25 protein-coding genes, 1 tRNA gene and 1 pseudogene are annotated in these 26,006 nt (G+C 65.3%); 10 read left to right on the top strand and 17 right to left on the bottom strand.

Annotation, left to right across the window (positions count from 1 at the left end; genetic code table 11):
* Positions 1–58 precede the first annotated feature (58 nt).
* Positions 59–868, top strand: a complete 810-nt coding sequence (locus tag NY08_RS13490) for an alpha/beta fold hydrolase (protein WP_045196859.1) — start codon at positions 59–61, stop codon at positions 866–868.
* A 90-nt stretch (positions 869–958) separates the two neighbouring features.
* Positions 959–1,219: an MbtH family protein gene (locus NY08_RS13485; RefSeq protein WP_008710007.1), complete on the top strand. Its 261-nt coding sequence runs from the start codon at positions 959–961 to the stop codon at positions 1,217–1,219.
* A 10-nt stretch (positions 1,220–1,229) separates the two neighbouring features.
* Here the strand turns inward: NY08_RS13485 and NY08_RS13480 are convergent, their stop codons facing one another.
* Positions 1,230–2,693 carry a threonine/serine ThrE exporter family protein gene (locus NY08_RS13480; RefSeq protein ID WP_032396059.1) on the bottom strand — a complete coding sequence of 488 codons (1,464 nt, stop codon included), beginning with the start codon at positions 2,691–2,693 and terminating at the stop codon, positions 1,230–1,232.
* Positions 2,694–2,785: 92 nt separating this feature from the next.
* Between NY08_RS13480 and NY08_RS13475 the strand changes: the two genes are divergently transcribed.
* Positions 2,786–2,860: transfer RNA gene (locus NY08_RS13475), tRNA-Thr, on the top strand.
* Between the two features lie 157 nt (positions 2,861–3,017).
* On the opposite strand, the gene NY08_RS13470 is transcribed toward NY08_RS13475, so the two are convergent.
* Positions 3,018–3,998, bottom strand: coding sequence for a DUF368 domain-containing protein (locus NY08_RS13470; protein WP_082073798.1), 981 nt, complete (start codon positions 3,996–3,998; stop codon positions 3,018–3,020).
* 273 nt (positions 3,999–4,271) lie between these two features.
* A complete protein-coding gene (locus tag NY08_RS13460; RefSeq protein ID WP_045196856.1) occupies positions 4,272–5,186 on the bottom strand; it encodes an aldo/keto reductase in 915 nt (304 codons plus the stop codon).
* Positions 5,187–5,355: 169 nt separating this feature from the next.
* Here NY08_RS13460 and cynS point away from each other — a divergent pair, with 169 nt between their 5' ends.
* Complete coding sequence (gene cynS / locus NY08_RS13455) at positions 5,356–5,805, top strand: cyanase (protein WP_045196854.1); 450 nt, start codon at positions 5,356–5,358, stop codon at positions 5,803–5,805.
* Between the two features lie 14 nt (positions 5,806–5,819).
* Here the strand turns inward: cynS and NY08_RS13450 are convergent, their stop codons facing one another.
* The 9 genes and pseudogenes from NY08_RS13450 to dnaK form a co-directional block, all read right to left on the bottom strand.
* Positions 5,820–7,097 (bottom strand): esterase/lipase family protein, encoded by a 1,278-nt coding sequence (locus NY08_RS13450; RefSeq protein ID WP_144407363.1) that lies wholly within the window; start codon positions 7,095–7,097, stop codon positions 5,820–5,822.
* A gap of 63 nt (positions 7,098–7,160) precedes the next feature.
* Positions 7,161–8,861, bottom strand: coding sequence for an FAD-dependent oxidoreductase (locus NY08_RS13445; protein ID WP_045196851.1), 1,701 nt, complete (start codon positions 8,859–8,861; stop codon positions 7,161–7,163).
* Positions 8,839–9,105, bottom strand: coding sequence for a ubiquitin carboxyl-terminal hydrolase 14 (locus NY08_RS25545; protein WP_082073797.1), 267 nt, complete (start codon positions 9,103–9,105; stop codon positions 8,839–8,841). The genes NY08_RS13445 and NY08_RS25545 overlap by 23 nt, the downstream gene beginning before the upstream one ends.
* Positions 9,102–9,554, bottom strand: coding sequence for a thioredoxin (trxA, locus tag NY08_RS13440; protein WP_045196849.1), 453 nt, complete (start codon positions 9,552–9,554; stop codon positions 9,102–9,104). Before trxA ends, NY08_RS25545 begins: the two co-directional genes overlap by 4 nt.
* A 14-nt stretch (positions 9,555–9,568) precedes the next feature.
* Positions 9,569–12,202 carry an ATP-dependent chaperone ClpB gene (gene clpB / locus NY08_RS13435; protein ID WP_045196848.1) on the bottom strand — a complete coding sequence of 878 codons (2,634 nt, stop codon included), beginning with the start codon at positions 12,200–12,202 and terminating at the stop codon, positions 9,569–9,571.
* Positions 12,184–12,513, bottom strand: a complete 330-nt coding sequence (locus tag NY08_RS13430) for a chaperone modulator CbpM (protein ID WP_032376243.1) — start codon at positions 12,511–12,513, stop codon at positions 12,184–12,186. The genes clpB and NY08_RS13430 overlap by 19 nt, the downstream gene beginning before the upstream one ends.
* The gene (locus NY08_RS13425) at positions 12,510–13,439 is read right to left on the bottom strand and encodes a DnaJ C-terminal domain-containing protein (RefSeq protein WP_045196846.1); all 930 of its coding nucleotides are present in this window, start codon (positions 13,437–13,439) and stop codon (positions 12,510–12,512) included. Before NY08_RS13425 ends, NY08_RS13430 begins: the two co-directional genes overlap by 4 nt.
* A gap of 6 nt (positions 13,440–13,445) precedes the next feature.
* The gene (locus NY08_RS13420; protein ID WP_032396037.1) at positions 13,446–13,970 is read right to left on the bottom strand and encodes a nucleotide exchange factor GrpE; all 525 of its coding nucleotides are present in this window, start codon (positions 13,968–13,970) and stop codon (positions 13,446–13,448) included.
* Positions 13,971–13,978: 8 nt separating this feature from the next.
* Positions 13,979–15,859 (bottom strand): annotated as a pseudogene (gene dnaK, locus NY08_RS13415) (molecular chaperone DnaK).
* A gap of 599 nt (positions 15,860–16,458) precedes the next feature.
* Here dnaK and NY08_RS13410 point away from each other — a divergent pair.
* The gene (locus NY08_RS13410; RefSeq protein WP_032376247.1) at positions 16,459–16,755 is read left to right on the top strand and encodes a putative quinol monooxygenase; all 297 of its coding nucleotides are present in this window, start codon (positions 16,459–16,461) and stop codon (positions 16,753–16,755) included.
* A 139-nt stretch (positions 16,756–16,894) separates the two neighbouring features.
* Here the strand turns inward: NY08_RS13410 and NY08_RS13405 are convergent, their stop codons facing one another.
* Positions 16,895–17,887, bottom strand: a complete 993-nt coding sequence (locus NY08_RS13405; protein WP_052683797.1) for a phytanoyl-CoA dioxygenase family protein — start codon at positions 17,885–17,887, stop codon at positions 16,895–16,897.
* Positions 17,878–18,690 carry a class I SAM-dependent methyltransferase gene (locus tag NY08_RS13400; RefSeq protein ID WP_158462548.1) on the bottom strand — a complete coding sequence of 271 codons (813 nt, stop codon included), beginning with the start codon at positions 18,688–18,690 and terminating at the stop codon, positions 17,878–17,880. The genes NY08_RS13405 and NY08_RS13400 overlap by 10 nt, the downstream gene beginning before the upstream one ends.
* 63 nt (positions 18,691–18,753) lie before the next feature.
* On the opposite strand from NY08_RS13400, the gene NY08_RS26085 reads away from it, so the two are divergent.
* The 5 genes from NY08_RS26085 to NY08_RS13380 all read left to right on the top strand — a co-directional run bounded on the left by NY08_RS26085 (position 18,754) and on the right by NY08_RS13380 (position 22,620).
* Complete coding sequence (locus NY08_RS26085; protein ID WP_158462546.1) at positions 18,754–18,924, top strand: hypothetical protein; 171 nt, start codon at positions 18,754–18,756, stop codon at positions 18,922–18,924.
* Positions 18,925–18,939: 15 nt separating this feature from the next.
* Entirely contained in the window at positions 18,940–19,614 is a 675-nt protein-coding gene (locus NY08_RS25185) for a class I SAM-dependent methyltransferase (protein ID WP_442970841.1), read from the top strand.
* A gap of 231 nt (positions 19,615–19,845) precedes the next feature.
* The gene (locus NY08_RS25180; protein WP_052683795.1) at positions 19,846–20,766 is read left to right on the top strand and encodes an oxygenase MpaB family protein; all 921 of its coding nucleotides are present in this window, start codon (positions 19,846–19,848) and stop codon (positions 20,764–20,766) included.
* A gap of 135 nt (positions 20,767–20,901) precedes the next feature.
* Positions 20,902–22,116, top strand: coding sequence for an acyl-CoA dehydrogenase family protein (locus NY08_RS13385; RefSeq protein WP_045196840.1), 1,215 nt, complete (start codon positions 20,902–20,904; stop codon positions 22,114–22,116).
* Positions 22,117–22,131: 15 nt separating this feature from the next.
* On the top strand, positions 22,132–22,620 hold the full coding sequence (locus tag NY08_RS13380; RefSeq protein ID WP_200893108.1) for a VOC family protein: 489 nt from the start codon (positions 22,132–22,134) through the stop codon (positions 22,618–22,620).
* A 25-nt stretch (positions 22,621–22,645) separates the two neighbouring features.
* Here NY08_RS13380 and NY08_RS13375 read toward each other — a convergent pair whose 3' ends face one another.
* From NY08_RS13375 to NY08_RS13365, 3 genes are read right to left on the bottom strand one after another with little or no spacing between them, the layout of a single operon-like run.
* The gene (locus NY08_RS13375) at positions 22,646–24,151 is read right to left on the bottom strand and encodes a protein adenylyltransferase SelO (RefSeq protein WP_045196838.1); all 1,506 of its coding nucleotides are present in this window, start codon (positions 24,149–24,151) and stop codon (positions 22,646–22,648) included.
* Between the two features lie 59 nt (positions 24,152–24,210).
* Positions 24,211–25,032, bottom strand: coding sequence for an ABC transporter ATP-binding protein (locus NY08_RS13370; RefSeq protein ID WP_082073796.1), 822 nt, complete (start codon positions 25,030–25,032; stop codon positions 24,211–24,213).
* A complete protein-coding gene (locus NY08_RS13365; protein ID WP_032396341.1) occupies positions 25,029–25,994 on the bottom strand; it encodes a FecCD family ABC transporter permease in 966 nt (321 codons plus the stop codon). The genes NY08_RS13370 and NY08_RS13365 overlap by 4 nt, the downstream gene beginning before the upstream one ends.
* Positions 25,995–26,006 lie beyond the last annotated feature (12 nt).

Genomic DNA, 26,006 nt, shown 5'->3' with positions numbered 1-26,006 from the left:
CCCACGTCGGTATCGGACGATACGATCCCCGACGGACGAATCAGCAGTAAGGAGACGTATGCCAATCGCCAAGATCAACGGCATCGACATCAATTACCAGGTCAAGGGCAGTGGAGACCTGGTCGTTCTCGTCATGGGCACCGGCAGCCCCGGTCGTGTGTGGGAGCTGCATCAGGTGCCGGCGCTCACAGCAGCGGGCTACCGGGTGTGCACGTTCGACAATCGCGGCATCGCTCCCTCGTCGGAGAGCACACACGGCATCACCATGGAGGACATGGTCGCCGACACCGCCGGTCTGATCGAGCTCGTCCGCAACGGTGACGAGAAGGCCTACGTCGTCGGAACGTCGATGGGCTCACGCGTCGCGCAGGAGCTTGCGCTGAGCAGGCCCGACCTGGTTCGCAAAGCGGTGTTCCTCGCCGGCCACGCGCGGGTCGACGAGTTCCAGAAAACGCTTGCACAGGGTGAACGAGCCCTCTACGACAAGCGCGTGGAGCTTCCCGGCACCTACTCGGCCGCGGTGACCGCGGTGATGAACCTGTCGCCTGCGACGTTGCGCGATTCTCGCGGGGCGCGTGACTGGCTGGACCTGTTCGAGTTCTCGGCCTCCTCACCGTCTGCCGGAGTGCGCGCTCAGCTGGGCATGGAGGACGATTTCGATCGAACTGCCGCCTATCGCGGGGTGGCGGTGCCGTGTCTGTCGGTCGGATTCGCCGACGATCGGATGATCCCGCCCTACTTGGGTAAGGAGTTGGCCGACGCCATCCCCGGTGCCCGGTACGTGGAGATCGCGGACGCCGGGCACTACGGATATCTCGAGCGCCCCGAGGCCGTCAACGCCGAACTGCTCGGCTTCTTGAAGGCCTGACGGCACCACGGCCCGACCTGCGTTGCTAGGGTCGTGTGGCACCTCACGGTGCAGACTTACCAACCAAACGTTCGCGACGAGTGAGGCGAGATGAGTACCAACCCGTTCGATGACGAAGACGGACGCTTCTTCGTGCTGGTCAACGACGAAGACCAGCATTCGCTGTGGCCGACGTTCTCCGAGGTCCCGCAGGGATGGCGTGTCGTCTTCGGTGAAGACACCCGCGCCGCGTGCCTGGAGTACGTCGAGAAGAACTGGACCGACATGCGTCCGCGCAGCCTGCGTGAGGCCATGGAGGCCGACGCTGCTGCACGCGCATCCGCTGAGGGAACCCCCAGCACCGAGGCCTGAGCTCCGCCTTCTACGAAGGACTCGTACCGCGCCGCCGACGAACTGTCGGTCGGCGCGGTTCTTCTGTGCGGCGAAGCGTCGGGCGCAGTAGTTCCTCGGTGCGCGCGAGAATGCGTGGTCGACGCAGGGTTCGGGCACCCCACTCACCCAGTGTCACACCCGCGGCCAAACCGCAGCCGACGCCGAACGCCGCGAACAACGAGCTGATGCCGAGCAGTAGCTGGTCGTTGAGGATGGCGTACAGACCGCGATACAACGCCAGGCCGGGGAGCAGCGGAGTGATGCCCGCGACGGCGACGATCAGCGGCGGAATCAGCGCACGACGTGCCAACAGACCACCTGCGAATCCGACGACGGTAGCGGCGATGGCCGAGGCGATGATCGGCCCCACATTGAGAGTCTGCGAGAGCAGATACACCAGCGAGCCCGCGAAGCCGCCCATGAATGCAGCTGTCAGCGCACGACGTTCGGCGTAGCAGGCCAATGCATAGAACAGTGACGCTGCCGCGCCGGCGATCACCTTGGTGGGGACCTGCAGGATGTCCGGTGGGGCCAGATTGCTGATCTGCGGCAGATCGCTGCCGATCAGCGCAGCCAACCGCAGAGATGTCGCGACGCCGGCGATGATGCCGCCGGTCATCATCAGTACCTCGAAGAATCTGGACACCGCGGTGATCGGGGCGCCGGTGATCGCGTCCTGCACCGAGCCGACGAGCGAGAGACCCGAGAGCAGCACGATCACACCGGCCGCGATGATCTGCGACGGCGAGATGTCGATGTTCAGTTGGTCCTGGAAGTTGTAGAGGGTGATCGCCGGTGTCGCAGCCACGAAGCCTCCGACGACCTGCTGGAAGAAGAACGGCAGGCCCGCGCGGTTGAGTACGCGTCCGATGCGGTCGATCACCATCGTCGTCAGGAAGCTGACCACAGCAACCAGCGCGCCACCGCCGAGCAGCACACTGATGGCCGCGGCCATCCCAGACCACGCCAGAGTCGCAATCCATCGGTTGTACGGGTGCGGAGCCTTGGTGATCTCGTCGAGCCGCTCGAGCGCCGCACTAGGCGGCACCATCTTCACGCGCACGGCGCGAATGAGACGGTCGACCTCGGCCAGCCGCGTGAAGTCCATCGATCGGTAATGCACGATGCGCATCGTCGACGCCGGGGGACGCGTCGGGCCGCGGTGCGCACTGAGGGTGATCGAGTTGTACGTGACGTCCACATCGCACCGTGCGAGGCCGTACGTCGCGGCGATGAACTGCACCTGAGTCGCGGTATCCATCGCTGCCGTGCCCGAGGCCAACAGAACTTCGCCGACGCGAACCGCGAGATCGAGGACCTCCGCAACCGACGCATCGTCGGTCAGATCGATCGGACGAAGGGGCGACGGTGCTGCGGTCGGTGTATCGATGGTGGCCCGACGCTCACCGGTGAGACGGCTCAGCGAAGCCGTCAGGTCTTGCAGGAAAGTCATGACCGTCTTTACACGTTGCTGGGGTGATCCACCGACAAGGTACCTGTTGACACTGAGCGTCCGATGAACGGATATGATTGCCTCGCTTCACTGCCTCCTTAGCTCAGCGGTAGAGCACTCGCCTTGTAAGCGAGCGGTCAACGGTTCAATCCCGTTAGGAGGCTCCACTGCTCCGATCCCGCTGCTGGGGTCGGAGTTTTTGTCTGTGGTGGCCGGTGCGGACGGCTCGCGCGCATATGCGGCCCTCGTGGGAATTCACGGTGCCTGCAGGAGGTGCGGATTCCGACGAGGGGAGTGGATTGCCGGCTACGCCGACCGTTTCGGTCAGGGCGTACGCGTGGCGGCCAGTCGATGCTGAACGATGGCGACCACAGCCACGACCGCAACTCCGACGGCGAAGAGGCCCACGGCGGCTGGCCATTCGTTGCTGACGGCCAGCAGTTCTCTGTTCTCGCCCTGCCACGGCCACAGTGCACGCAAGGACCCCAATAGCAGGCCGGCAGCGGCGACCATCGCCAGGTCGTGGTAGTTCGCCAGCAACCGTTCGAGCACTCGAACGAAGCTGACCAACCCCACCAGAGCACCCAGGGCGAACACGGCCAGGTACGTCAGGTTCCGCTCGTCGACGGCCGTGAGCGTCGGCGCATACAGGCCGATGACCAGCAGAAAGAACGAGCCAGATACACCTGGCAGCACGAGCGCACATATTGCGATCGTCGCGGCGAAGAACACCAGAATCAACGACGGATTCGACGCCTCGACGCCGGGTAGCGACGTGAGAACGACGACCGCGACAGCGAGAACGGCGAACAGAGCCACGGCGGACAGTCGGGACCGGATGGTGGGGAAAGCGCCACGAGTGATCTCCATGAACGGGATCGCCACCGACATCGCGATCATGCCCATGAACAGTGCCTTGGAGTAGACGGGCTGATTCGTGACGAAATCCGCCATGATCCCCGCCACCGAGAACACCATCAACAGCATGCCGACGCCGACCGTGACGAGCAGCCACCAATCGACCTGACGGATCTCGGCGCGCACGTCGGATCGTGTGAGCACGGCCTTGGGGATGTCCGTCAGATGCTTCGCCGACGCGATTGCCCTGGTGTAGATGCCGGTGACCAGGGCGACCGTGCCGCCGGAGACCCCGGGAACCGTTTCCGCCAGACCGATCAGACCGCCGCGAACGACGTTGGCCGCCAATTCCGTCGCCGGCGGCCGCCCCCTGACAGCCTCATCGAGTCCGGGTCGATCCTGCTCCTTGTCACCATGCTCGGAGGGTGTCTGCCGGTTCGTCGTCATGCCCGAATCGTCCCAAACGCCGCAATGCCGCTCGACACCGGCTCGACAAGCTCGGGTGTGATCGCACCCGCTTGCGAGCGTTCGACGGTTCGATCCGCCCTCCCCATACCGCCGTCACGAATCAGCTCCCCGTTCTTGTGAACCCGACGCCGATCGAAGTCGGGTATCCGAAACGGAGGAGCCGATCCGAGGTGGTCGGTCGCAGAGACGGCCTCCGCGAACATCGGCGTGAATCCGAGTATTCAGCGGACGATCAGCTCGTGCCAGAACCGATCACGTCCAGTCCAGTCGAGAGCGGTTGTCCCAGTAAATTTCCGGCGACTCGGCAAGGTTCGGATTGATCGTCGCGATCAGTTCGCGGTCGATCGACAGAGCAGCGACATTCTGTTCGAGTTGTGCCGCTGTGGCCGCGCCGGAGAGCACGACATCGGCCCAGGGTTGGGCGAGTGCACGTGCCAGCGCCAGTGCGTCGCGGCCGATTCCGGCGGAGTCCGCGACGCGGGCGAGTGCAGAATCTTCGGCCACCAGTCGGCCGTTGGCCATGGCCTCTTTGACGACGACGAACCAGCCGGCTTCGTGTGCGCGCGCCAGGGCCGGGCCGGCGGACGGCTCGAGGGGGTTCCACGTCGACTGCACCGAGCTGAACACCCCGATCTCCAGCGCTGCATGCACCACGTCGGCTTGATGTGGCCCGCTGGTGCTGATGCCGATTCGGGTACCACTCTCGGCTATGGCATGTAGGTCGTCGAGCAGGGCAGTGTCGCTCAGGGCTGGACTGTCCGGGGTGACGCTGTGGATCAGGTAGTGGTCCGGTGCACCGCCGAGGTCGCGCAGAGTCTGCGGCCACTGCTCGGCCAAGCGGGCAACCGAGTGCTCTTTCACTTCGTGCACCTCGGCACCCCGCTGGAAATCGGCGACGTACGCGTATCCCCATTTGGAGCCGATCACCAGCTCGTCTCGCCGAGAAGGGTGTCGCGACAACCAGCTGCCGAGGAAGCGCTCGGCAAAGCCGTAGGAGCGCGCGACGTCGATGTGTCTGATTCCGCTGTCCCATGCGGCGTCGAGTACTGCGTGGCACAGCTGCTCGAGGGCTGCCGGATCGAATCGCCCGTCGACGGCATCGGAGTGCCCGACCGTCAGGTACTCGGGGCGTCCGAGGGCGGCAAGGCCGAGGCCGAGTTGGGTCATGTCGTCAGTACTTTCGTTGTGCCGTGGCGGAAACAACCACCATATCTGCGATCGGACCGCGCTCGCGTGATCGATACCAGATGTTGCGAGGCAGGATCATCGAGCTGAGACTGTGAACTCGGGGCGCACTCGGTGTGCGCCTGCAGTACGGCCACGAAGGAGAGAGCTGTTGACCGATTTTTCAGGTAAGCCATTGATCGGCGAGATTCGGCTTGCACGAGCTCGAGCCGGATTGAGTTGGGCCGCTGTGGCCGAGGCCATCGACATGCCGGTGGCATGGACGGTGTCGGCACTCTACGGACAGCATCCCCTCAGCCTCGCCCAGGCCGACCTCCTTGCCGAAAAACTGGGCATGCCCGACGGTTCGTTGTTCGAGCTGACCCTGGCTCCCTATCGCGGGTCACTGGACATCTCCTCGGACCCCACGGTTTACCGATTCCACGAGGCGCTGCAGGTGTACGGCCCTGCGCTCAAAGAACTGATCGCCGAGGAATTCGGCGACGGCATCATGAGCGCCATCAACTTCACGATGAACATCGAACGACGACCGCACGATGACGGAGATCGGGTCGTGGTGACGTTCGACGGGAAATTCCTCGACTATCGATGGACCGAGTAGGCCGAAATCGACAGTCAGGGGGCCGATTCGGAAGATGGGCCGACCAGTGCGCGTCGCATCCAGCCGTACACTCTCTCGTCGTTGAGGAGGGTGAAGTGGTGTGCGCTGTTGATCGCCAGACCGTCGTCCGGACGAAGTCCTATGTCACGCAGCTTGTTCCGTCCTCCGGCGCTGTCGGTGCGGACCAGGCCGTCGCCCACGAGGATTCCGATCGGGTGTCGCGGGTTTCCTGTGATGACGGCGGACGCGTGATGATGCCGCACCCCCTCCGGAACCGAGATGTCCGCGGCCGCTCCGACGTCGAATCCGTCGGCGTAGCTGGCATGGCCCTCGTCCTCGGTGATCGATCCGTGAATCAGGTCGCGGACTCCTGCGCTTCGACGCGCCAACAGGTTCGCGAGCGGGCGGGTCTCGGGCGCTGTTGCCAGCGCTGCCGTGGCGACGTGAACGCCGCGCGCGAGCGGCGCACCCAGATGTGGTGTCCCCAGGGTGAATACGTCCGTCAACAGCTCCACCCATCGGCGGCCGCTCTCCGCAGCGTGGTGTGCGGCGCTGCGCGAGACCAGCCCGCCCATGGAATGACCGACCAGGGTGATGCGGTGAACCCTGACGGGCCAGGCCGGCACGAGCTGTTCCAGCAGGTCCGACAGGTCGGCACCGTTGGTGGCAATTCGACGACCGGTGTTGTAGCGCAGAAAGATCGAGGTCGTTCCGGCTTCTGAGTCCAGGCGCTCCCCGTACGTGGGTCGCCCACCGAGCCGCCATGCCGATTCGGTCTCCACGAGCCCGTGCAGGAACACCACGAGGTGCGCTGCCGCGTCGGGAAACGCCGTGGTCAGAGCGCGGTACTTGGGAACTACCGGGCGTCCGTCGACACGTATCGACATCGGGTAGGCGAGGACCCGGGAACTGCGCTCCATGTCGTCGCCGATGAGACCGTGCAGGACGGCGATGGTCTGAGCGCCGCGGGTGGTGTGCGACGGTGACGGCCGCGCATCGTCCTCGGTGACCTCGTCGCCGGTCACGTCGGAACTGCCGGTCAGTGCACCGACTGCTGTGGCTGCGCCGGTGCAGGCGGCTGTGATGGTCGCGTAGGTTCCGGCGGCGATCGCGTCGTGCATCAGCTGTGTCGGCAAGGCAGCCGGCCCGACGCCGAGTTTCACGGCGGCAAATGTGCGTCGTGCAATGGCCGAGTGAACTGCGCGGACACCACCCGCGGCCGACGCCAGCTCGCGAAGCGTGATTTCTGCGAGTTCACCCAACTCCTGTGTGCGCTGAGTTCTCTTCCCCACTCTTTTCAGTGTACGTGTGTCCACTGGATCCGTCAGGGCTGGGATGGCTGCGGTTTTCCCACGTCACCGTCGCTCGAAATACTCGTGGACCTGGCGTACCGACATCGCTCCTTCACCGACTGCGGATGCGACTCGCTTCACCGAGCCGCTGCGGACGTCGCCCGCGGCGAACAGGCCGGGTCGGCTCGTTTCGAGCGTCCCGCACTGCGCTGCTCCGATCTGCAGGGTGCCGTCTCCACGAGCGAGAGCTGCGTCCGTACCGGTGACGACGAACCCGTGTTCGTCGAGTGCGATGGCGTCGGCAAGCCACCCCGTGTAAGGCGTCGCTCCGATGAACACGAACAGGGCGTGCGCTCTGATCGTGTCCTGTTCGCCCGTGCGGTTGTTCTCGACCACGACTTCGTCGAGGTATTTCTTGCCGCGGACCGCGCGAACCTCGGTGTGGCGATGCACGGTCACGTGCGGGTGGTGCTCGATCTGGTCGACCAGGTAACGGGACATGCTCTTTCCGAGATCGTCATTGCGGATGAGCAAGTGGACGTTCGAAACATGTTCGGCGAGAAACACTGTCGCCTGGCCTGCGGAGTTACCGCCGCCGACGATGGCCACCGGGTCGGTCCCGCACATGCGGGCTTCCTGATGAGTGGCGGCGTAGTACACACTCGTGCCTTCCAGTTCCGCGATACCGGGAACGGTCAACTTGCGGTAGCGCGCGCCGGTGGCGAGCACGATGGACCGGCCGCGAACCGTGCCGCCGTCAGAGAGCCGGAGCACGTGGTAGCCGGCTTCGGACGTCAATTCGGTCACCTCTGCCGAGACCAGGATGCGGGCACCGAACTTGTCGGCCTGGATCACAGCCCGCTCGGCCAATTCGGATCCGGAGATTCCGGCCGGGAATCCCAGATAGTTCTCGATTCGGGAGGAGGTGCTGGCCTGTCCCCCTGCGGCGATCGTCTCCAGTGTCACCGTGTTCAACCCGTCCGACGCTCCGTATACGGATGCGGCCAGTCCGGCCGGTCCTGCACCCACGACGACGAGATCGAACACGTCCTGGGCCGCGTTCGGCACGGAGAGTCCGACGATGCGTGCGAGCTCTGTGTTCGTCGGATTGCGCAGTACCTTCTCGCCGTGCCAGATGACGACGGGAACGTCCTCGGGGGCGGTGTCCAGGCTGCGCAACAGCTGCTCCGCCCGCTCGTCCCGCTCCAGATCGATCCATTTGTGAGGCAATCGATTTCGCATTGCGAATTCTCGAAGCCGCAACGTGTCCGGTGAATAGCAGGACCCGATGATCCGGAACCCCGAGCCGAGCCCGATCAGCAGGTGCCGACGCAGCAGGTAGGCCCGCAGGATCAGATCGCTCAGCACTGGATCGTGGGCAACCAGTTCGCGCACCCGCTCGGCGGGAGTGACGAGCAGCTCGCCGTCTTCGATCGCTTCGGCGGTGTAGAACGCCACCTGACCTTCGAGCAGTCCGAGCTCACCCAAGAAGCGGCCGGGTCCGTGCACGCGAAGTATCCGACGTTCACCGTCCCGGTCACCCTCGTCGAGAACGGCGACCTTGCCGGACAGAACGACGAAGAAGTCGTTGCTGGGCGCACCCTCGCGTATCAGCACTTCTCCGGTACGAACCGATCGACGTGTGCCACCGACCTCGAGCACTGCGACCTGATCGTCCGTCAGCCGCGGGAACGCGCCGTGCTCGTCCGTGGTCTCGTCGACGACGGCTGGACCGGCGTCCTCAGACGAGATTTCGGTCGACATAACACCACCTCCAAGTTTCTCCGGGCTCCATCGACCGAACGATCGGATGGCCGACGACATGTGCGTGCGCGCTCGCGTGTCTGCCCGGCGAGGAGTCGCAACACCCGACGTGCCCGCACGTCAGGCACAGCCTCAGGTGCACCCACGGGGTGCCGAGACGGAGGCATTCTTCGCAGCCCCGCGGGGTTCTGGGCACCACGGACCGGATTGCATCGACGTGCGGGTCCACTGGCACGAACGTCATGATGTCGCCTCCTTGCCTGCATTCTCCGAAAGCGCTCGATCGAGCCACGCGCGTAGCTGGGGTACCGGGGCTGCACCGGCCTGCCGAGCGAGGACCTCACCCCGATCCATCACCAGCAGGGTCGGCACGGCCCTGACGGTGAATCGTTCGGACGTCAGGGGTGCGGCATCCACGTCGACCTTGACCAGCTTGATCCGGCCCGCGCGTTCTCCGGCGAGCTGTTCGAGCGCCGGGCTGACCATGCGGCACGGTCCGCACCAGGTCGCCCAGAGATCGACGAGTACGGGCACCGAGGGGTGTTCGGCGATCTCCGCGAAGTCCTCGTCCCGTGCTGCGGCGATCCACGGCAGCGGCTCGTGGCAGTTCCCGCACCGGGGTGTCCCGTCCGCTGCGGCAGGCACCCTGTTGACCTTGCCGCAGTGCGCGCACTTCACCTTGTCCGATTCCATGGCGACATCTCCTCTCAGGCCGCCGCGACGGCGGGTTCCGCATACGCGACGACGAGTTCTCCGTCGACCACCGTGACGGTGATGGTGCCGCCTGGTTCGATGTCCCCTCGCAGTAGCGCGCGACCGATCTTGGTCTCGACCTCGTGGGCGATGTACCGACGCAATGGCCGTGCACCGTAGACCGGGTCGAATCCGCGTTCGGCGACGAGCCTGCGCGCATCCGGGGTGATGTCCAGATCGATCCTGCGCTCCGACAACCGGTTTCGAAGATCGGCGAGCTGCAACCCGACGATGTGCTCGATCTGGGGCAGGGTGAGTGGGGTGAACAGCACGATGTCGTCGACCCGGTTGAGGAACTCGGGACGGAAATGCCCACGCAGTTCCGCGAGAACCCGCTCGCGGGCGTTCGGCTCGATCTCGCCGTCGGGTGTGACTCCTTCGAGGAGGTGCTGGGAACCGATGTTGGAGGTCATGATGATCACCGTGTTCCTGAAATCGACCTGCCTGCCTTGTGAATCGGTGATCCGGCCGTCGTCGAGCACCTGTAGCAGGGTATTGAACACATCTGCGTGCGCCTTCTCGATCTCGTCGAAAAGCACTACCGAGTACGGCTTTCGGCGCACCGCCTCGGTGAGCTGTCCGCCCTCGTCGTACCCCACGTATCCGGGAGGTGCCCCGATGAGCCGGCTCACCGTGTGCCGCTCCTGGTACTCGCTCATGTCCAGGCGCACCATGTTGTCTTCGCTGTCGAAGAGAGCACCGGCCAATGTTTTTGCGAGCTCGGTCTTTCCCACGCCCGTCGGGCCCAGAAAGATGAACGACCCGATCGGCCGGCGTGGATCACGGATGCCGGACCTCGCCCGGATCACCGCGTCCGCTACCAGCTGCACCGCCTCGTCCTGACCCACGACCCTCTCGTGCAGAATCTCGTCGAGCTGCAACAACTTCTGTCGCTCGCCTTCCTGCAGCCGAGCGACCGGGATCGAAGTCCACGCAGCCACGATTTCGGCGATCTCGTCCTCGGTGACCACTTCGCGCAACAACGGGCTCCGGCCTTGTCTGGTGACCAGCTGCTCCTCTGCCGACTCGAGCCTGCGTTCGAGCTCGACGATCTCGCCGTAGCGCAACTCGGCGGCCCGATTGAGGTCGTAGGCGCGCTCCGCCTCCTCGGCCTCGTGGCGCAAGCGCTCGAGCTCGCTCCGTAGCTCTTGCACCCGGCGGATCGCCTGTCGCTCCGCCTCCCACTGAGCGTGCCGGGCATCGGCCTCGGCCCGCAGGTCGGCCAGCTCCTTGCGCAGCTCGTCGAGACGTGCCTTGCTCGCGCCGTCGGTCTCTTTGGACAGCGCGGCATCTTCGATCTCGAGCCGGGTCACCTTCCGGGTGAGTTCGTCGAGTTCGGCCGGCATCGAATCGATTTCGGTGCGCAACCGAGCGCACGCCTCGTCGACCAGATCGATGGCCTTGTCCGGGAGAAAGCGGTCGGTGATGTAGCGGTGCGAGAGGGTGACGGCAGCGACGAGAGCGCCGTCCTGAATCTTCACGCCGTGAAACACCTCGAGGCGTTCGCGGAGTCCGCGCAGGATCGAGATGGCATCCTCGGCGCTCGGCTCGTCGACGAGGACGGTCTGGAACCGTCGCTCCAGTGCCGCATCGGATTCGATGTGCTTGCGATACTCGTCGAGCGTGGTGGCACCGATCATGTGCAGTTCGCCTCGGGCGAGCATCGGCTTGAGCATGTTGCCGGCGTCGAGAGACCCCTCACCGCCCACTGATCCGGCACCGACCACGGTATGCAACTCGTCGACGAACAACAGAATCCGCCCGTCGGCTGCCTTCACCTCGGCCAGCACCGCCTGCAGACGCTCCTCGAATTCCCCGCGGTACTTCGCGCCGGCCACCAGGGAACCCATGTCGAGTGAGAAGATCGTTCTGTCGCGCAGGCCTTCCGGAACGTCGCCGCGGACGATCCGCTGCGCAAGGCCCTCGACGATCGCGGTCTTCCCGACGCCGGGGTCGCCGATCAGAACCGGATTGTTCTTGGTCTTGCGGCTCAGGATCTGCGTGACCCTGCGGATTTCGGCGTCTCGTCCGATCACCGGATCGAGTTTGCCCGCCCGCCCCTCGGCGACCAGGTCGCGTCCGTACTTCTCCAGCGCGTCGTACGCACCTTCCGGGCTGGCCGAGGTGACGCGTTGATTGCCTCGCACCTTCGTCAGCGCTGTGAGGAAGGAGTCCCTGGTGATTCCGTGACGGGCGAGTACTCGCCCTGCCGCAGTGGCCGAACCCTCTTCGGCGAGGCCCATCAGGAGATGCTCCACCGACACGTAGGAATCCTTGAGCCGCTTCGCCTCTCGATCGGCGGCGTCGAGGAGCACGGACAAGCGTCGGGTGATCGTCACCTGACCGGTCCCGGCACCGGGGCCGCTGACCTTGGGCCTTCGCGAGAGTTCACGTTCCAGATCGGATTGCAGGGCATCGACCTCGGCACCGGCCTGCTCGAGCAATCGGGGCACCAAGCCATCCTGCTGACCGACCAAGGCGAGCAGTAGGTGCTCTCCGTCGACCTCGGTGTGACCCATTCTGGTCGCAAGGCTCTGGGCCTCCTGCAGTGCTTCGCGCGACTTCTCGGTCAGGTTGCTGATGTCCATGTGGTTGTCCTCCTTCTGCGGGAAGATGCTTCGAGTGTCTCGATTCGTTCCAGCAGGTCGAGCACGAGCCCGATTGCCGAGTAGTTCAGGCCGAGACCGGTCCGCAGTCGTCGAATGCGGGCTGCATGGGCCACTTCGGTTGGCGCGAAGAACATTTCGCCACCTACGACGCGATCGGCGTCGAGCAGACCGAGGACCACGAGCTTCCGTGCAAGTTCCGGATGCAGCCCCGTACGTTCGGCGAAGGCGTCGGTCGACAATTCGGTGCGTCGAACCAGTACGTACCGGACCACCGGGTTCGGGTCGCTCATGTCTTTGTCCTCGGATCGAAGTTAGATTCTGCGGCCAACTGCTCGAACAGTGCGCGTTCGCGTGCTGTCGGTTTCGACGGCACCATCACCTTGATCTCGGCGTACAGGTTGCCGTTGGTGCCACGTGGATTGGGCATTCCTTCGCCGCGCAGTCGCAGCTTCCTTCCAGTCGACGAGCCCGGAGCCACTTTCACTTTCGCCTCGCCACCCGGGGTGGGAACGGCGACGGTCGCCCCGAGGACCGCCTCCCATGGCGATACCGGGAGGTCGACGTGAATGTCTCGGCCCTGTACTCGGAACCGGGAATGTGGCTCGATCCGCACCACGAGGTACAGATCCCCCGGCGGCGCGCCGCCATTGCTCCGTCCGCCTTGCCCGGCCAACCGAATTCGCTGGCCGTCCACGACCCCGGCCGGAATGTCGACGTCGTACTGCCGGCCGTCCAGTCCGAGCGTGCGTGTGCCGCCCCGGTACGCCTCCTCGACCGTCAAGGCCAGTTCCGCTTCCTGATCGGCACCGGGAATCGGCCCGTACCCGCCACCGCCGCCGAACATCTGCCCGAAGAGGTCGTCGAGATCGACGCCACCGTCGCCACCGGGACCGAAGTGCACGCGTCTGCTCCCGCGGTCGTATCCTCCGCCGCTGTTCCCGCCAGCGCGGTATCCACCCGAGTTGGTGCGGGTCCGTTCGTCGTAATCCTCGGGGACACGGCGAAAGTCGGCACCGAACCGGTCGTAGCGTTTCCGGGTGTCCGGGTCGGACAACACCTGGTATGCCTCGTTCATCTCCTTGAACGTGTCTTCCGCTGTGGGGTCCTTGTTCACGTCGGGGTGATACTTGCGAGCCAGCGTGCGGTAGGCCTGCTGGATCTCGTCGGTGCTCGCGCCCCGCGGGACTCCGAGCGATTCGTAGTGGTCACGCGCCATCGGTGCTCACCCCTCGGGGCGGCTGACGACCACCGACGCCGGCCGCAGTTGCCGTCCGTCCTCTCCGTAACCCGGACGGACGACGTCGATCACGGTCCCGGACGGAAGGTCGGGCCGGACCACCACGCTGACCACTTCGTGCAGTTGCGGGGAGAACGGAACTCCGACCTCGTCGTGACGCTCGAAACCGAACCGTGACAGCACCTGCACCGCCTGATCGCGGATCGCCTTGACGCCGTCGACAACGGTCTGCGAATCGCTGTCCGCATGTGCCAACGCAAGTTCCAGATTGTCCAGTACCGGCAGCCACGCCGCGGACACCTTCGTCACCTCCGCGGCCCGTTCTCGCTCCAGGTCCTTGGCATACCGCTTGCGCAGGTTGTCCAGATCGGCAAGGGCTCTGCGCCAGCGGTCGTCGAGTCGAGCCTCCTCGGCACTCGTGGCGGCGTGATCCGGTACCGTCTCGGTTCGATCTCCTTCCGTGACGTCGGCCGCTGGTTCGGGTGTCGAATGATCTGCAGCCCTTTCCATCTCGTGCCTCAGCTTCGATCGAATTCGGCGTCGATCACGTCGTCGTCATCGGTCGAGGCCGCGTCCGCGCCACCGACCTGACGTCCGTCACCGCCGTCCTGTACCGGCACGAGCCCGTAGAGGAGCTGTTGGAGCTCGGAGGCGAGTGGTTGTACATCTGCAGGCGAAGCGCCGTCCTTCACGGCCTTTCTGGCATCGGCGATCAGCATCTCGGCCCGTGCCCTGTCGTGCGGTGGCGCGCTGTCACCGAGTTCGGCGAGTCGCCGTTCCACCTGATACGCAACGGAATCGAGTTCGTTGCGCGCGTCGACAGCTTTGCGCAGCGCCTCGTCATCGCCCCGATTCCGTTCGGCCTCGGCCAGCATGCGTTCGACCTCGCTCGGGTCCAGATTGCTCTGCTCACTGATCGTGATGCTCTGTTCCTTGCCGGTGTCCTTGTCCCTGGCCGTGACATTGAGGATGCCGTTGGCGTCGATATCGAACGTGACCTCGACCTGGGCGTCGCCGCGCGGTGCGGGCCGGATGTCTTCCAGACGGAAACGTCCGAGCGAACGGTTGTCGGCGGCCCGCTCGCGTTCGCCCTGCAGCACAACGACATCCACGGCGGACTGCTCGTCCTCCGCGGTGGAGAACACTTAGCTGCGGCGGGCCGGGATGGTCGTGTTGCGCTCGATGATCTTGGTCATCACCCCGCCCTGTGTCTCGACGCCGAGAGACAGCGGGGTGACGTCGAGCAGCAGCACGTCGGAGACCTCGCCCTTGAGCACGCCGGCTTGAACCGCCGCGCCGAGAGCCACGACTTCGTCCGGATTGACGCCCATATGGGGGTCCTTGCCGCCGGTGAGCCGGCGAACCAGGGCTTGCACCGCCGGGATGCGCGTCGAACCACCGACCAGAATCACTTCGTCTATGTCGTTGGCGGTGACCTTGGCATCACTCATTGCCTGTTTCACCGGGTCGAGGCAGCGCTCCACGAGATCCGCCGTCAGATCCTCGAACTTCGATCGCATGACGGTGGTCGTGAGGTGCTTGGGACCGTCCGAATCGGCGGTGACGAACGGCAGGTTGACCTGGGCCTGGGTCACCGAGGACAACTCGACCTTGGCCTTCTCTGCGGCCTCGAAAAGGCGCTGCAACGCCTGTGCGTCCTTGCGCAGATCGATGTTCTCCACCTGCTGGAAGTCGTCGGCGAGGTAGTCCACCAGGCGTCGATCGAAGTCGTCCCCGCCCAGGTGAGAGTCGCCGGCCGTCGACCGAACCTCGACGACACCCTCGCCGACGTCGAGCAAGCTCACATCGAAGGTGCCGCCGCCGAGGTCGAAGACCAGTACGGTTTCGTGGACCTGCTTGTCCATGCCGTACGCCAGCGCCGCAGCGGTCGGCTCGTTGATGATCCGCAGGACTTCGAGGCCCGCGATGCGGCCGGCGTCCTTGGTGGCGTTGCGCTGCGCGTCGTTGAAGTACGCCGGAACTGTGATGACCGCTTCCTTGACCTTCTCGCCGAGAAACTTGCTCGCGTCGTCGACGAGCTTGCGCAGTACGAGGGCACTGATCTCCTCCGGCGCATACTTCTTGCCCCGCACATCGATTCGGGCCTCGCCGTTGTCACCGGCCACGATGTCGAAGCTGACCGCTCTTGCCTCATCGGAGATCTCGTCGTAGTGGCGTCCGATGAAGCGTTTCGCCGAGTAGATCGTGCCCTTCGGATTCAAGATCGCCTGCCGTCGGGCAAGCTGACCCACCAGCCGTTCTCCGCTCTCGGTGAAGGCCACCACCGACGGCGTCGTCCGCGCTCCCTCGATATTGGAGATCACCACCGGCTCGCCGCCTTGCCAGCTGGCGATGACGGAGTTGGTGGTGCCCAGGTCTATACCCACAGCAGTCGCCATGACTCGTTCCTTTCGATCGGTCCGGCCGGTGAGCATGTGGACAGCGGCGTCCGTTACCCCGACATCGGCGAAGACTTCGTAGTGAGGTGGTTGTACTGGCTGGTACGAGTCGAGATCGGCACGCCTGTTGGGAAATGCAGGTCGAGAAGGTGGCCGACGCACCCGCAGCGAGAAATGATTGGATGAGAACGAATGCGTCTGGTAGACAGCATTATTCACCGTACAACGGAGGTCGACCGCCTGAATCCCTGGTCGCGACTGTCGTCGTCGGCCAGTGTCGGTCGTTCCATATTTCTGTATCCGTGCAAACAGATCGTGATGTTCGAGCCGATACGCGGTGTGGGCAGTTCGCAGCAGTACGCTGAACTGACCGGTAACCCAAAACGTTGGCACATCAACATGTTTCGCGACGTGACCGAAATTCGGCCGGCGCTGCACCTGGCGTGTCTATTCCCTCTACCGGTCGAGTCTCCTCTCTCGGCTGCGAGATTACTAGGGGCAAAACCAAATTCGTTCGCGCGCGGACTGCAGGCCCTTCCCTTTGCCGGTCCGAGGTGTGATGCTTGGCCGTGTCCACCACCTCGAACAGGAGAATCGTCATGGTCACCAAGGCACTGCTGGTCCGACTCGAAGCCAAGCCCGGCAAGGAAGATGCAGTCGAGGAGTTTCTCCGGTCGGCCCAACCGCTCGTCGAACAGGAGCCCGGCACCCGACCCTGGTTGGCGGTACGGTTCGGCCCATCGACGTTCGGCATCGTCGATGCTTTCCCGGACGACGCCGCCCGTGAAACGCATCTGAACGGACCGGTCGGCCAGGCTCTCGGCGAACGGGCGGACGAACTCTTCGCCTCACCGCCCGAAATAAGCTACCTCGATGTACTCGCCGAGAAACTTTGACGGTTCCTACGTCTGCGATGCGGCCGACCTCATTCGGAAGGGAGCGGTCGCATCGGTGCCGGTAGTGCCAGGGTCTGTTGCGCCGCTATGGCAGCGTCGACCGATCCCATCGCATGGGGTCTCGGGCGAGCAGTCCGGTTCAGTCTCTTTGGCCGACCACCGGGTTCAGTTCGGAGGCCGCGAGGCCGCCGGGCTCGACACCGGGGAGGAACTCGCGCCACGTGCCACTGATCAGCGTCGGCGATTCCACGACCCGAGCCCCGTCGGCGAAATAAGTGGTGGCCAGTGCTCGGCGCGGCTGTGTCGTCCGGTTCGGCCCGGCGGTGTGGAAGCACAGCGCGGAGTGGAACGACACGTCGCCCACTTCGAATGGCTCCGATGCCACCGCGACGCTGCGCTCGACGAAGCGCTGGGCGACGGCCTCGTCGTACGACGTGCCGACCTTGTCGAACTCCAGGTCTTCGACCTCGTCGAGCACGTTTGCTCCGCGCGCGAACGACAGCGGACCCATTCGGCCGGGGATGGCCGACATCGGCATCCACGCGGTGACCGCCTGGACGGTCTGCAGTGGGAAATGCTCCGCGTCGTGATGCCAGGGCGTGCGTCCACAGCCGGGCTCCTTGGACAGCGCGTTGTCGTGGTAGAGCCGCACGGCCGGTTCGTCCAGCAAGGCCGCGGCCAGGCCGCCGATCCGGGGCGAGAGTGCCACGGCACGCATCAGGTCGTCGTGGAGCCACATCTGCTCGAGTGCGGTGAACCGACCGGCGACGTTCTCGCCGTGCTCGGCGCGCAGTAGCTCCTCGAGGCGCTCGGCGAGGCGTCGTACCACGGCAGGGGAGAACACGGCGGGCAGCCGAACGAAGGCCTCCCGGGCGAAGGACTCGACCGCGGCCGGGTCGAGGTCGTACGGCTCGTCAAGCTCACGCGCGACCTGCTCGTCGGACGCTGCGTCGACGTCCGGCAGGCCCGGCCCGTCGACCAACTCGGCGGGCACCTGGTCGTTGGCAGCAAGCGTGACGTACCAGTCCCACCAGTCCTGATCGTCGCCTGCCCAGTCCTGGTCGATACCGCCATCGCGATTCTGCTGGGGGAGCCGTTCGTTCGTCGGAGCCGCAGGTTCGTTCAGAGCCACAGCAGGGCCGCCTCGTGCGAGAAGGTGTAAGAACCCGACTCGTCGCGACAGGAGGCGAGGTAGTCGCCCAGCACCGGTGCAGCCTCCATCTCCTCCAGCGACACGGAGTCGTCGAAGGCGCAGCGCTGCAGAAAGCCCTCGGCGACAACACGATCGGATGTCCCGGTGGTGTACGTGACGCGCTGGTCGCGCACATCCGCGCCGGCTCGGATCAGCGCGTCGCGCACCTGCTCGGCCGTCGTGTACGGGGTCGCGTCACGCACGCCTGCCCGGAAGGCGTCGTAGAACGCCAGGTAGTGGGAGCTCGCCGTGGCCTGCGCGACCAAACCGAGGCCGCCGGGGGCCAGTGCAGCCACGAATCGTTCGGCTGCGGCGTCCAATTCTGTGGGCGGAAGGGCGTACAGCGCGTGGGTGGCCCACACGATGTCGTACCCGGTCCGATCCGCGGGCAGGTCCTGCAGGGTCATCACCAGGTCGTCTCGAGGCACGAACGGTGTGCCGAGGGCTCCGCGAGCCTCGGCCACCGAGAAGGCAGACGGGTCGAGCAGGTCGTAGGCCAGCTCGGGCACCGTCGACAGATCGGTGTAGCGGCGTAGAGCGGTGGGGAACTTGCCGCTGCCGCAGGCCACGTCGAGCAGCGACCAGCCGTCGTGGCTGTGCTCGGCGAGCAGGGCGGGCCAGTCGGCGGCCAGTGCCAGTTGGTGGTAGTCCTCCGTGGCCAGGGCGTAGAAGGCCTCCATGCCCGTGCGGCCGGCCTCGCTCCAGTGCTCGAGACTGCGCTCGGCCGTGTCTCCGTTGCTCATGGCACTCCTCTCGGGAAGCCAACCGCAACGCATTCCCGGGTGCGTCGTGGTTCACTCGATGTGGTGTCCAACATAGCTCCGTATCCGTCGAGCGACGCTGCAGCCGGGTTCCTCGACGCGTTACGCGCCCTGCGGCGTGACTCCGGGCCTCTGCCCGGTCTCGCGCCCGACTCCTACGCCCGAGACCACGCCGCTTTCGAGCGACTGTCCGACCAGCGCGGTCTGATCGCCTAGCACCTCGCCGCCCGGCTGGCAGCGATGGGGGATGGACCGATCTCGGTGCTGTCGGTGGGCTGCGGTGACGGGTCGCTTGACGTCCGGCTCGCCGCCGGTCTGGTGCAGCGGCTGTCCGGGCAACCGGTGCGGTACGTGGGCATCGACCCCTGGCCCGGGAGTGTGGAGCTGTTCACCGCCAGGATGGCCGCGCTGACGACCGCCGAGCTCAGCGTCGATGCGCACGTCGCGTCCGTCGGCGACGCCCCGGTCGACGAGACTTTCGACGTCGTATTGTTCGTGCACTCGATGTACTACGTCGCCGACGTGGGGGCGACGCTGCGAAGCGCTCTCGACCTGCTGCGGCCCGGCGGTGAGCTGTGGGTGGCCGTTGCACCGTCGGCTGCGCTCAACGCTCTGGTGGGCGTTCTCGCCCCGCCGCTGGAGGGCCACCGGCAGTGGTTCAGTGCAGACGTCGAGAAAGCCTTCGTCGACGGCGGGATCGCAGTGGACGACGTGGCCACTCTGGACGCGTTGGTAGACCTCGCCTCTGCCGGCGACGAGGTACTCGACTTCGCAGTGCAGGCCCGGCTGACTCCCGAGTTGTACGGCACCGTGCGGGCCTATCTCGACGCGGTCTCGGTGCCGGGCACCGACGGCAGACTTCGGGTGCCGCACCCGGTCGACGTGTTCGCCGCAACCCGTCGTTGACCGGTCACGCAGCATCTGCGCCGACAATGTGCGGCCCTTCGCCGCGAATGAGCTCCGCGGGGTAGGAAAGTCGCCCCTCGTCCTGACCCACAGCGCGCGAGCGGGGGGGAATTGCCACCGGAGGAGCAAATCTCCGGTGCCATATTGACACGAAGACGTTCCTAGTTGCATGGTGAACTGAGAACGGTGCCGTTCCTGTTTGGTGCCGATGACGGAACGTGGAGGTAAGTCATGGCAACGAACGCGGCACTGATGTCTCGGAAGTGGGTGACGGGGCGGGCGGTCGGTCGCCGGATCGAGGAACTCGACCCGGTTGTGGGCAACGAGGAAGCCACGCATCTGAGCGTCGAAGTCCGTTATGGCGACGCCATTTTCGCCCATGCCGCGTACACCGTGGCATTCGCTCGACAGGTGGCGGTTCCGTCGATCGCGCGAATTCTGTACCGGACCGGTACCGGCGACATGATGCACGACGTGCGCAGACGCAACGACGACACGCTGCTCTTCTTCGGCGAGATGCTCCATCACGGGCATTCCAGCGAATACGGCCGATCGATCATCGACCGCATGGAGCAGATCCACTCGCGGTTCGGTATCACCGACGACGACAAGCTGTACACATTGGGTTCGCTGGCCTTCGAGCCGGACCGCATCCTCGAACATCTCGGGTTGAGCGTCTTCACCGACAACGAGCGTGAAGCGCGTTTTCACTTCTGGCGTCAGGTCGGGGAGTACATGGGCCTCGATGTTCCGCAGACGCGAGAGCGCTTCTTGCGCTGGACCTTCGACTACGAGTCTCGGTACGAGCACACCGACGGTGCCCGCAAGATCGTCGATCAATTGTTCCTCGATTGGCAGGAGCGATGGTTCCCCGGTCGGACGAAGCGCTTCGCCGACGGCATTCTGCTGTCGGTGTTCACCGAAGACCTTCGTGCGATACATCGATTGCCCGAGCCGTCGCGAGGCCATCGGCATGTCGTGCCGCCGGCGATCGGTGCGTACCTGGCATTTCAGGGCGTTCGCCCGCATCGGCCCCACCGATCCTGGTCCGACCACTTCGGAACGCGGCATCCCAAGCCGCTGGACATTCCCACACTCGGCCACCGCAAGGCCGTCGGACGCACCGAGGGGCCGGCACTGGGAAGCCCTTGATGGACAACAGAGTCACGAGGACTCCGATGTACGCACGCGACGAGGCCGGAACAGTCCCGACCGTCGGGTCCTCCAGTCGTTCGAGCACTCGCACGGCAGTGGACGAATCACGTTGTTCTGACAGATAGTGGTCCGATGGACACGCTGAATCCCGATGTACCCGACGACGTCTTCGCCGACGTGTTGAAGCAGGTCTCGCAGTTCGTGCGGTCGCGTGTCGTCCCGCGCGAACTCGAGATCATGAACACCGATGCCATCCCGGAGGACCTGCGCACGCAGGCTGCCGAGATGGGATTGTTCGGCTATGCGCTTCCGCAGGAGTGGGGTGGGCTGGGCCTGAATCTGATTCAGGATGTCGAGTTCGCCATGGAGCTCGGGTACACCTCGTTGGCGTTGCGATCGATGTTCGGCACCAACAACGGAATTGCTGGGCAGGTGCTGGTGGGGTTCGGCACCGAGGAACAGAAGGCGACATGGTTGCCGGGTATGGCGTCCGGTGACGTCGTTGCGTCCTTCGCGCTGACCGAGGACGGGGCCGGATCCAATCCGGCGGGCCTGAAGACCACTGCGACGGTCGACGGCTCCGGGTGGGTCATCAACGGCAGCAAGCGGTACATCACCAATGCGCCGATCGCGAACATGTTCGTCGTCTTCGCGAAAATGGATCCGAAACCGCCGAGCGGCAACGGTATTGCGGTATTCCTGGTTCCCGCCGACGCTGCGGGAATCGAGGTCGGTGTCAAGGACGCGAAGATGGGGCAGCAGGGATCCGGCACGGCCGACGTGAACTTCACCGACGTACGCGTCGAGGCCGACGCCTTGGTTGGCGGCAACAGCGATGCAGGAGTGGAGCCTGCGGAACGACCCATGATCGATATCGGCTACAAGGCGGCGATGACCTCGCTGGCGCGGGGGCGGGTACACATTGCAGCGCTGGCCGTCGGGCAGGCGCAGCGCGCGCTGGACGAGTCGGTGTCCTATGCCGCGGCGTCCACGCAGGGCGGCGAGCCGATCGGGAACTTCCAACTGGTGCAGGCCATGATCGCCGATCAGCAGGTCGGTGTGATGGCGGGCCGGGCCATGGTCCGTGAGGCTGCGCGGGCGTGGGTGCAGGAGACCGATCGGCGTATCGCGCCGTCCGCGGTGAAACTCTTCTGCACCGAGATGGTGGGCAAGGTCGCCGATCTCGCCGTCCAGATCCACGGTGGTGCCGGATACATGCGAGAGGTCCCGGTCGAACGCATCTACCGGGACGTGCGATTGCTGCGTCTGTACGAGGGCACCAGCGAGATCCAGCGGTTGATCGTCGGCGGCGGATTGATCCGGGCCGAACAGAAGCGTAACTCGTAAGCGCCGTTCGGCTCGATGGAAATGCTCGGAGGGATACCGGTTTCCCTGACTGACGCCACGTCCTTCAGAATTCTTCGCTCCGACCATGTCGGATTCTCTGTCGGGTCGCTCGATGCTGCCCTTCGATTCTGGATCGACGGTCTCGGAGCAACCCTCGAACGGACGGGGGAGATGGGCGGGGAATTTCTGGGAGAGGTCGCCGGAGCACACGGAGCGGCAGTTCGGATGGCGGTGGTCACCGTTGCGGGTCAGACGATCGAGCTGCTGGAGTACCGCGATATTCGCGGAGAGTCTGGGTCGTCTCGACCCTACGATCCGGGTTTCGCCCACCTTGCTTTCGAGGTCGACGACATCGATGCGGCCCTGACGCGCATAGCGGAGTTCGGGTGGACGGCGCAGGGAACTCCACAACCGATTGCCGGCGGCACCAAGGTGGGCACCCGAGTCATGTACGCAGTGGGCCCGAATGGAGAGACCATCGAATTCATGGAGCCGCCGCGGTGACGATCAGGCAGGTGCGCGCAGGAAGTCAGGTTCCGCAGTAGGTCCGAAAACCGGCACTGAAGTTCTCAGGAGCAGGCAGGGAGTAATCCGATCGGTCATCGTGTCGGTCGAACGGCGATGTGACGACCTCGAGAAGACGCTCGAAGGGCCCCAGATCGCCGGCCGTCGCAGCCTGGAGCGCAGCGTCGACCAGGTGGTTGCGGGGAATATATGCCGGGTTGACGCGGTCCATACCGTCGGCGACGGATGAAAAGTCCTGTCCCCGAGCCGAAACCGCAGTCCTCCAACTCTCGAGCCAACTCCTGGAGGCGTCGGGTGGGACGAGGGAGTCGAACGGCACCGAGTTTCCGCGTAGGTTCTCGGCGAGGGCGCGGAAAGTCAGGGTCCAGTCGGCGCGGTGATCCGTGAGCAACCGATGCAGATCGTCGACGAGAGCGCCATCGACTGCACCCTCGTCCAGGCCGAGTTTGGCGGCCATCGCGGCGCCGTAGTGCTGTCGGTAGCGATCCCCGTAGGTGTCCAGGACCGCGGTCAGGGCGGTGATCGCGAGATCGGGAGTCGAATTCACCAGTGGCAGTAGTGTTTCGCCGAATCTCGCCAGATTCCACCCGAGAACGGCGGGTTGGTTGCCGTAGGCGTAGCGGCCACCCTGGTCGATGGAGCTGAACACCGTGGCGGGATCGTAGGCGTCCAGAAAGGCACACGGCCCGTAGTCGATGGTCTCGCCGGAAATCGTCGTGTTGTCGGTGTTCATGACGCCGTGCACGAATCCGACCGACATCCATTGTGCGACAAGGGACGCCTGAGCATCGACGACGGCCTCGAAGAATGCGAGGTAGCGATCCTCGGGTGCTCGCTCGACGAATTCGGGGTAGTGGCGGGCGATCGCATAGTCCGCGAGGGTCTGCGTGAGTCCCTCTCTTCGGGCAGCGAACTCGAAGGTGCCCACCCGCAGATGGCTCGACGCCACCCTGGCCAGTACCGCGCCGGGCTGCGGACCTCCCTCTCGCACCACCTGTTCTCCGGTCGTGACGACGGCGAGTGAGCGGGTGGTGGGGATGTGCAGCGCATGCATCGCCTCGCTGATCAGGTACTCGCGCAGCATGGCTGCCACCACCGCACGCCCGTCACCACCGCGCGAGAACGGCGTGGCACCGGAACCCTTGAGATGCAGATCGACCCGACGGCCCTGGTCGTCGCGAAGCTCACCGAGCAGGAGCGCTCGGCCGTCCCCCAGCAAGGGCTGGTAGTTGCCGAACTGATGACCCGCGTACGCCATCGCCACGGTGGCGGTCTCGGTCGGAGAAACGGATCCGGACAGCACGCCTGCCCCGTCCGGAGTGCGCAGCGACGCAGGGTCGAGCGCGAGTGACCGGGCCAGGCCGTCGTTGAGGATCAGTACGCGAGGATCCGGTGCGTGGGTGCCCTGCCACGGCAAGGTGACGCCGGGGACCTGGTCGGCCAAGGTCGACTCGAACCCGAATGGGGGCAGGCTCGTGGTCGAAACGCCCGGTCCGAAAGATTCGCTCATGGTTCAGGGGTACCACGAATCGTGGCACCCAACCTCCCGGGGCTGCAGTCCGACTCCGATCAGCCGCGAGAGACTGCCGTCACGCGGGTGTTCTGCTCACCCTCGACGGTCTCGTACCCGGCCGCCGCATCGAAACGGATGTGAACCCGTCCGTTCTCGTCGTCCACCGACACCCGCGCCCGCACTCGATACACCTCGGCGATGAGTTCTTCGGTCAGCACGTCCGCAGGTGCGCCACCTGCGACGACCTTGCCGTCCTGGAGCACGAGCACCTCGTCGCAGAACATCGCGGCCAGATTCAGGTCGTGCAGCGCGACGATGCTGGTGATCGGCAGACGGGCGACGAGGGCCAGCAATTCGAGCTGGTGATGGATGTCGAGGTGGTTGGTCGGCTCGTCCAGCAACATCTCGCGAGGCTGCTGGGCGAGTGCGCGTGCAATGTGCGCCCGCTGCTGCTCACCACCGGAGAGCGTGCGCCACAACCGATCCGCTTTGTCGGTGAGTCCGGTCTGCGCGAGTGCGTCGTCCACTGCGTCGTCGTCGAGGTCGCTACCGCCGAACGCCCCGCGATGGGGGATCCGTCCCAGACGCACGACATCGCCGACCGTCACGTCGACGTCCGTGTGCGCGTGCTGTCCGACGACCGCGACGGCTCTAGCGATGTGCTTGCGTTTGAGCGACCCGAGCTCGGCACCGTCCAACTCGACGACGCCTGAGGTGGGCGACGCGGCCCCGGCCAGCAGGTGGAGCAGCGAGGACTTACCGGAACCGTTGGGCCCCAACAGGCCAACCGTTCGGCCGGGCGCGGGGTGCAGCGTCACTCCGTCGACCACGAGTGCGCCGCCGCGCTTCCAGGAGACGTTCGACGCGTGCAGTGTCATCGAATTCCTCTCTTGCGAGCCATGATTGCGATGAAGGCAGGGACGCCGACCAGTGCTGTTCCGACGCCGACCGGCAGTGGGGTCGGGGCGAAGGCGACTCGGGAGACGGCGTCGACCCACACCATGAAGATCGCGCCGATGACGGCAGTGGTGGGCACGAGGCGGCTGTGGTTGGGCCCCACCAACAGTCGCGCCGCGTGCGGAAGAATGAGGCCGACGAAACCGATGGCACCGGCCACGCTGACGAGTGTCGCAGTGATGAGGGCGGTTCCGACGAGCAGTGCCAGGCGCACCTTCTTGACGTCGAAGCCGAGCGAGGACGCCACCGAGTTTCCGAACGCGAATGCGTCGAGCACATACGCGTAGTAGCAACAGACCACTGCGCCGATACCGGCAACGGTCACACAGAGCACGACGTCGTTCCATCGCACTCCCTCGAACGATCCGAGGAGCCAGAACATCACGCCGCGGGTCTCGTCGGAGTCCGCGAACGCGAAGATCACGAAAGATGTGAGCGCCGAGAACAACTGAGTGGTCGCGACACCGGCGAGGATGACGCGGTCGTTTCCGCTACCGGACATGCGGGCAAGGAAGAGCACCAGCCCGAACGCAACGAGCGCACCGATGAACGCGCCGCCCGACAGACCGAGTGCGGCACCGCCGACACCGAGAACGCCGACCACCACGGCCCCCGTCGACGCACCCGAGGACACCCCGAGCACGAACGGATCCGCCAACGGATTGCGCAGAAGCGACTGCATGATGACGCCGCAGATCCCGAGCCCGACGCCACTGGCCGCAGCGACGAGTGCTCGGGGGAGCCGCTCCTCCCAGACGATCGCGTTCTTCGACACTTTCACCGGCACGTCGGTGACGCCGAGATGGTTGAGCACCACATCGCGAACGTTGACCAGCGAGATGTTCGCGGGCCCGAGCGTGATGGCGACGAGAACAGACACCACACACAGCACGAC

Origin of the sequence: Rhodococcus sp. B7740, from assembly GCF_000954115.1 — a bacterium.
Classification (GTDB): Bacteria; Actinomycetota; Actinomycetes; order Mycobacteriales; family Mycobacteriaceae; genus Rhodococcoides.
The sequence above is the reverse complement of the archived record's forward strand: the minus strand, read 5'-3'. Positions and strand labels throughout refer to the sequence as shown.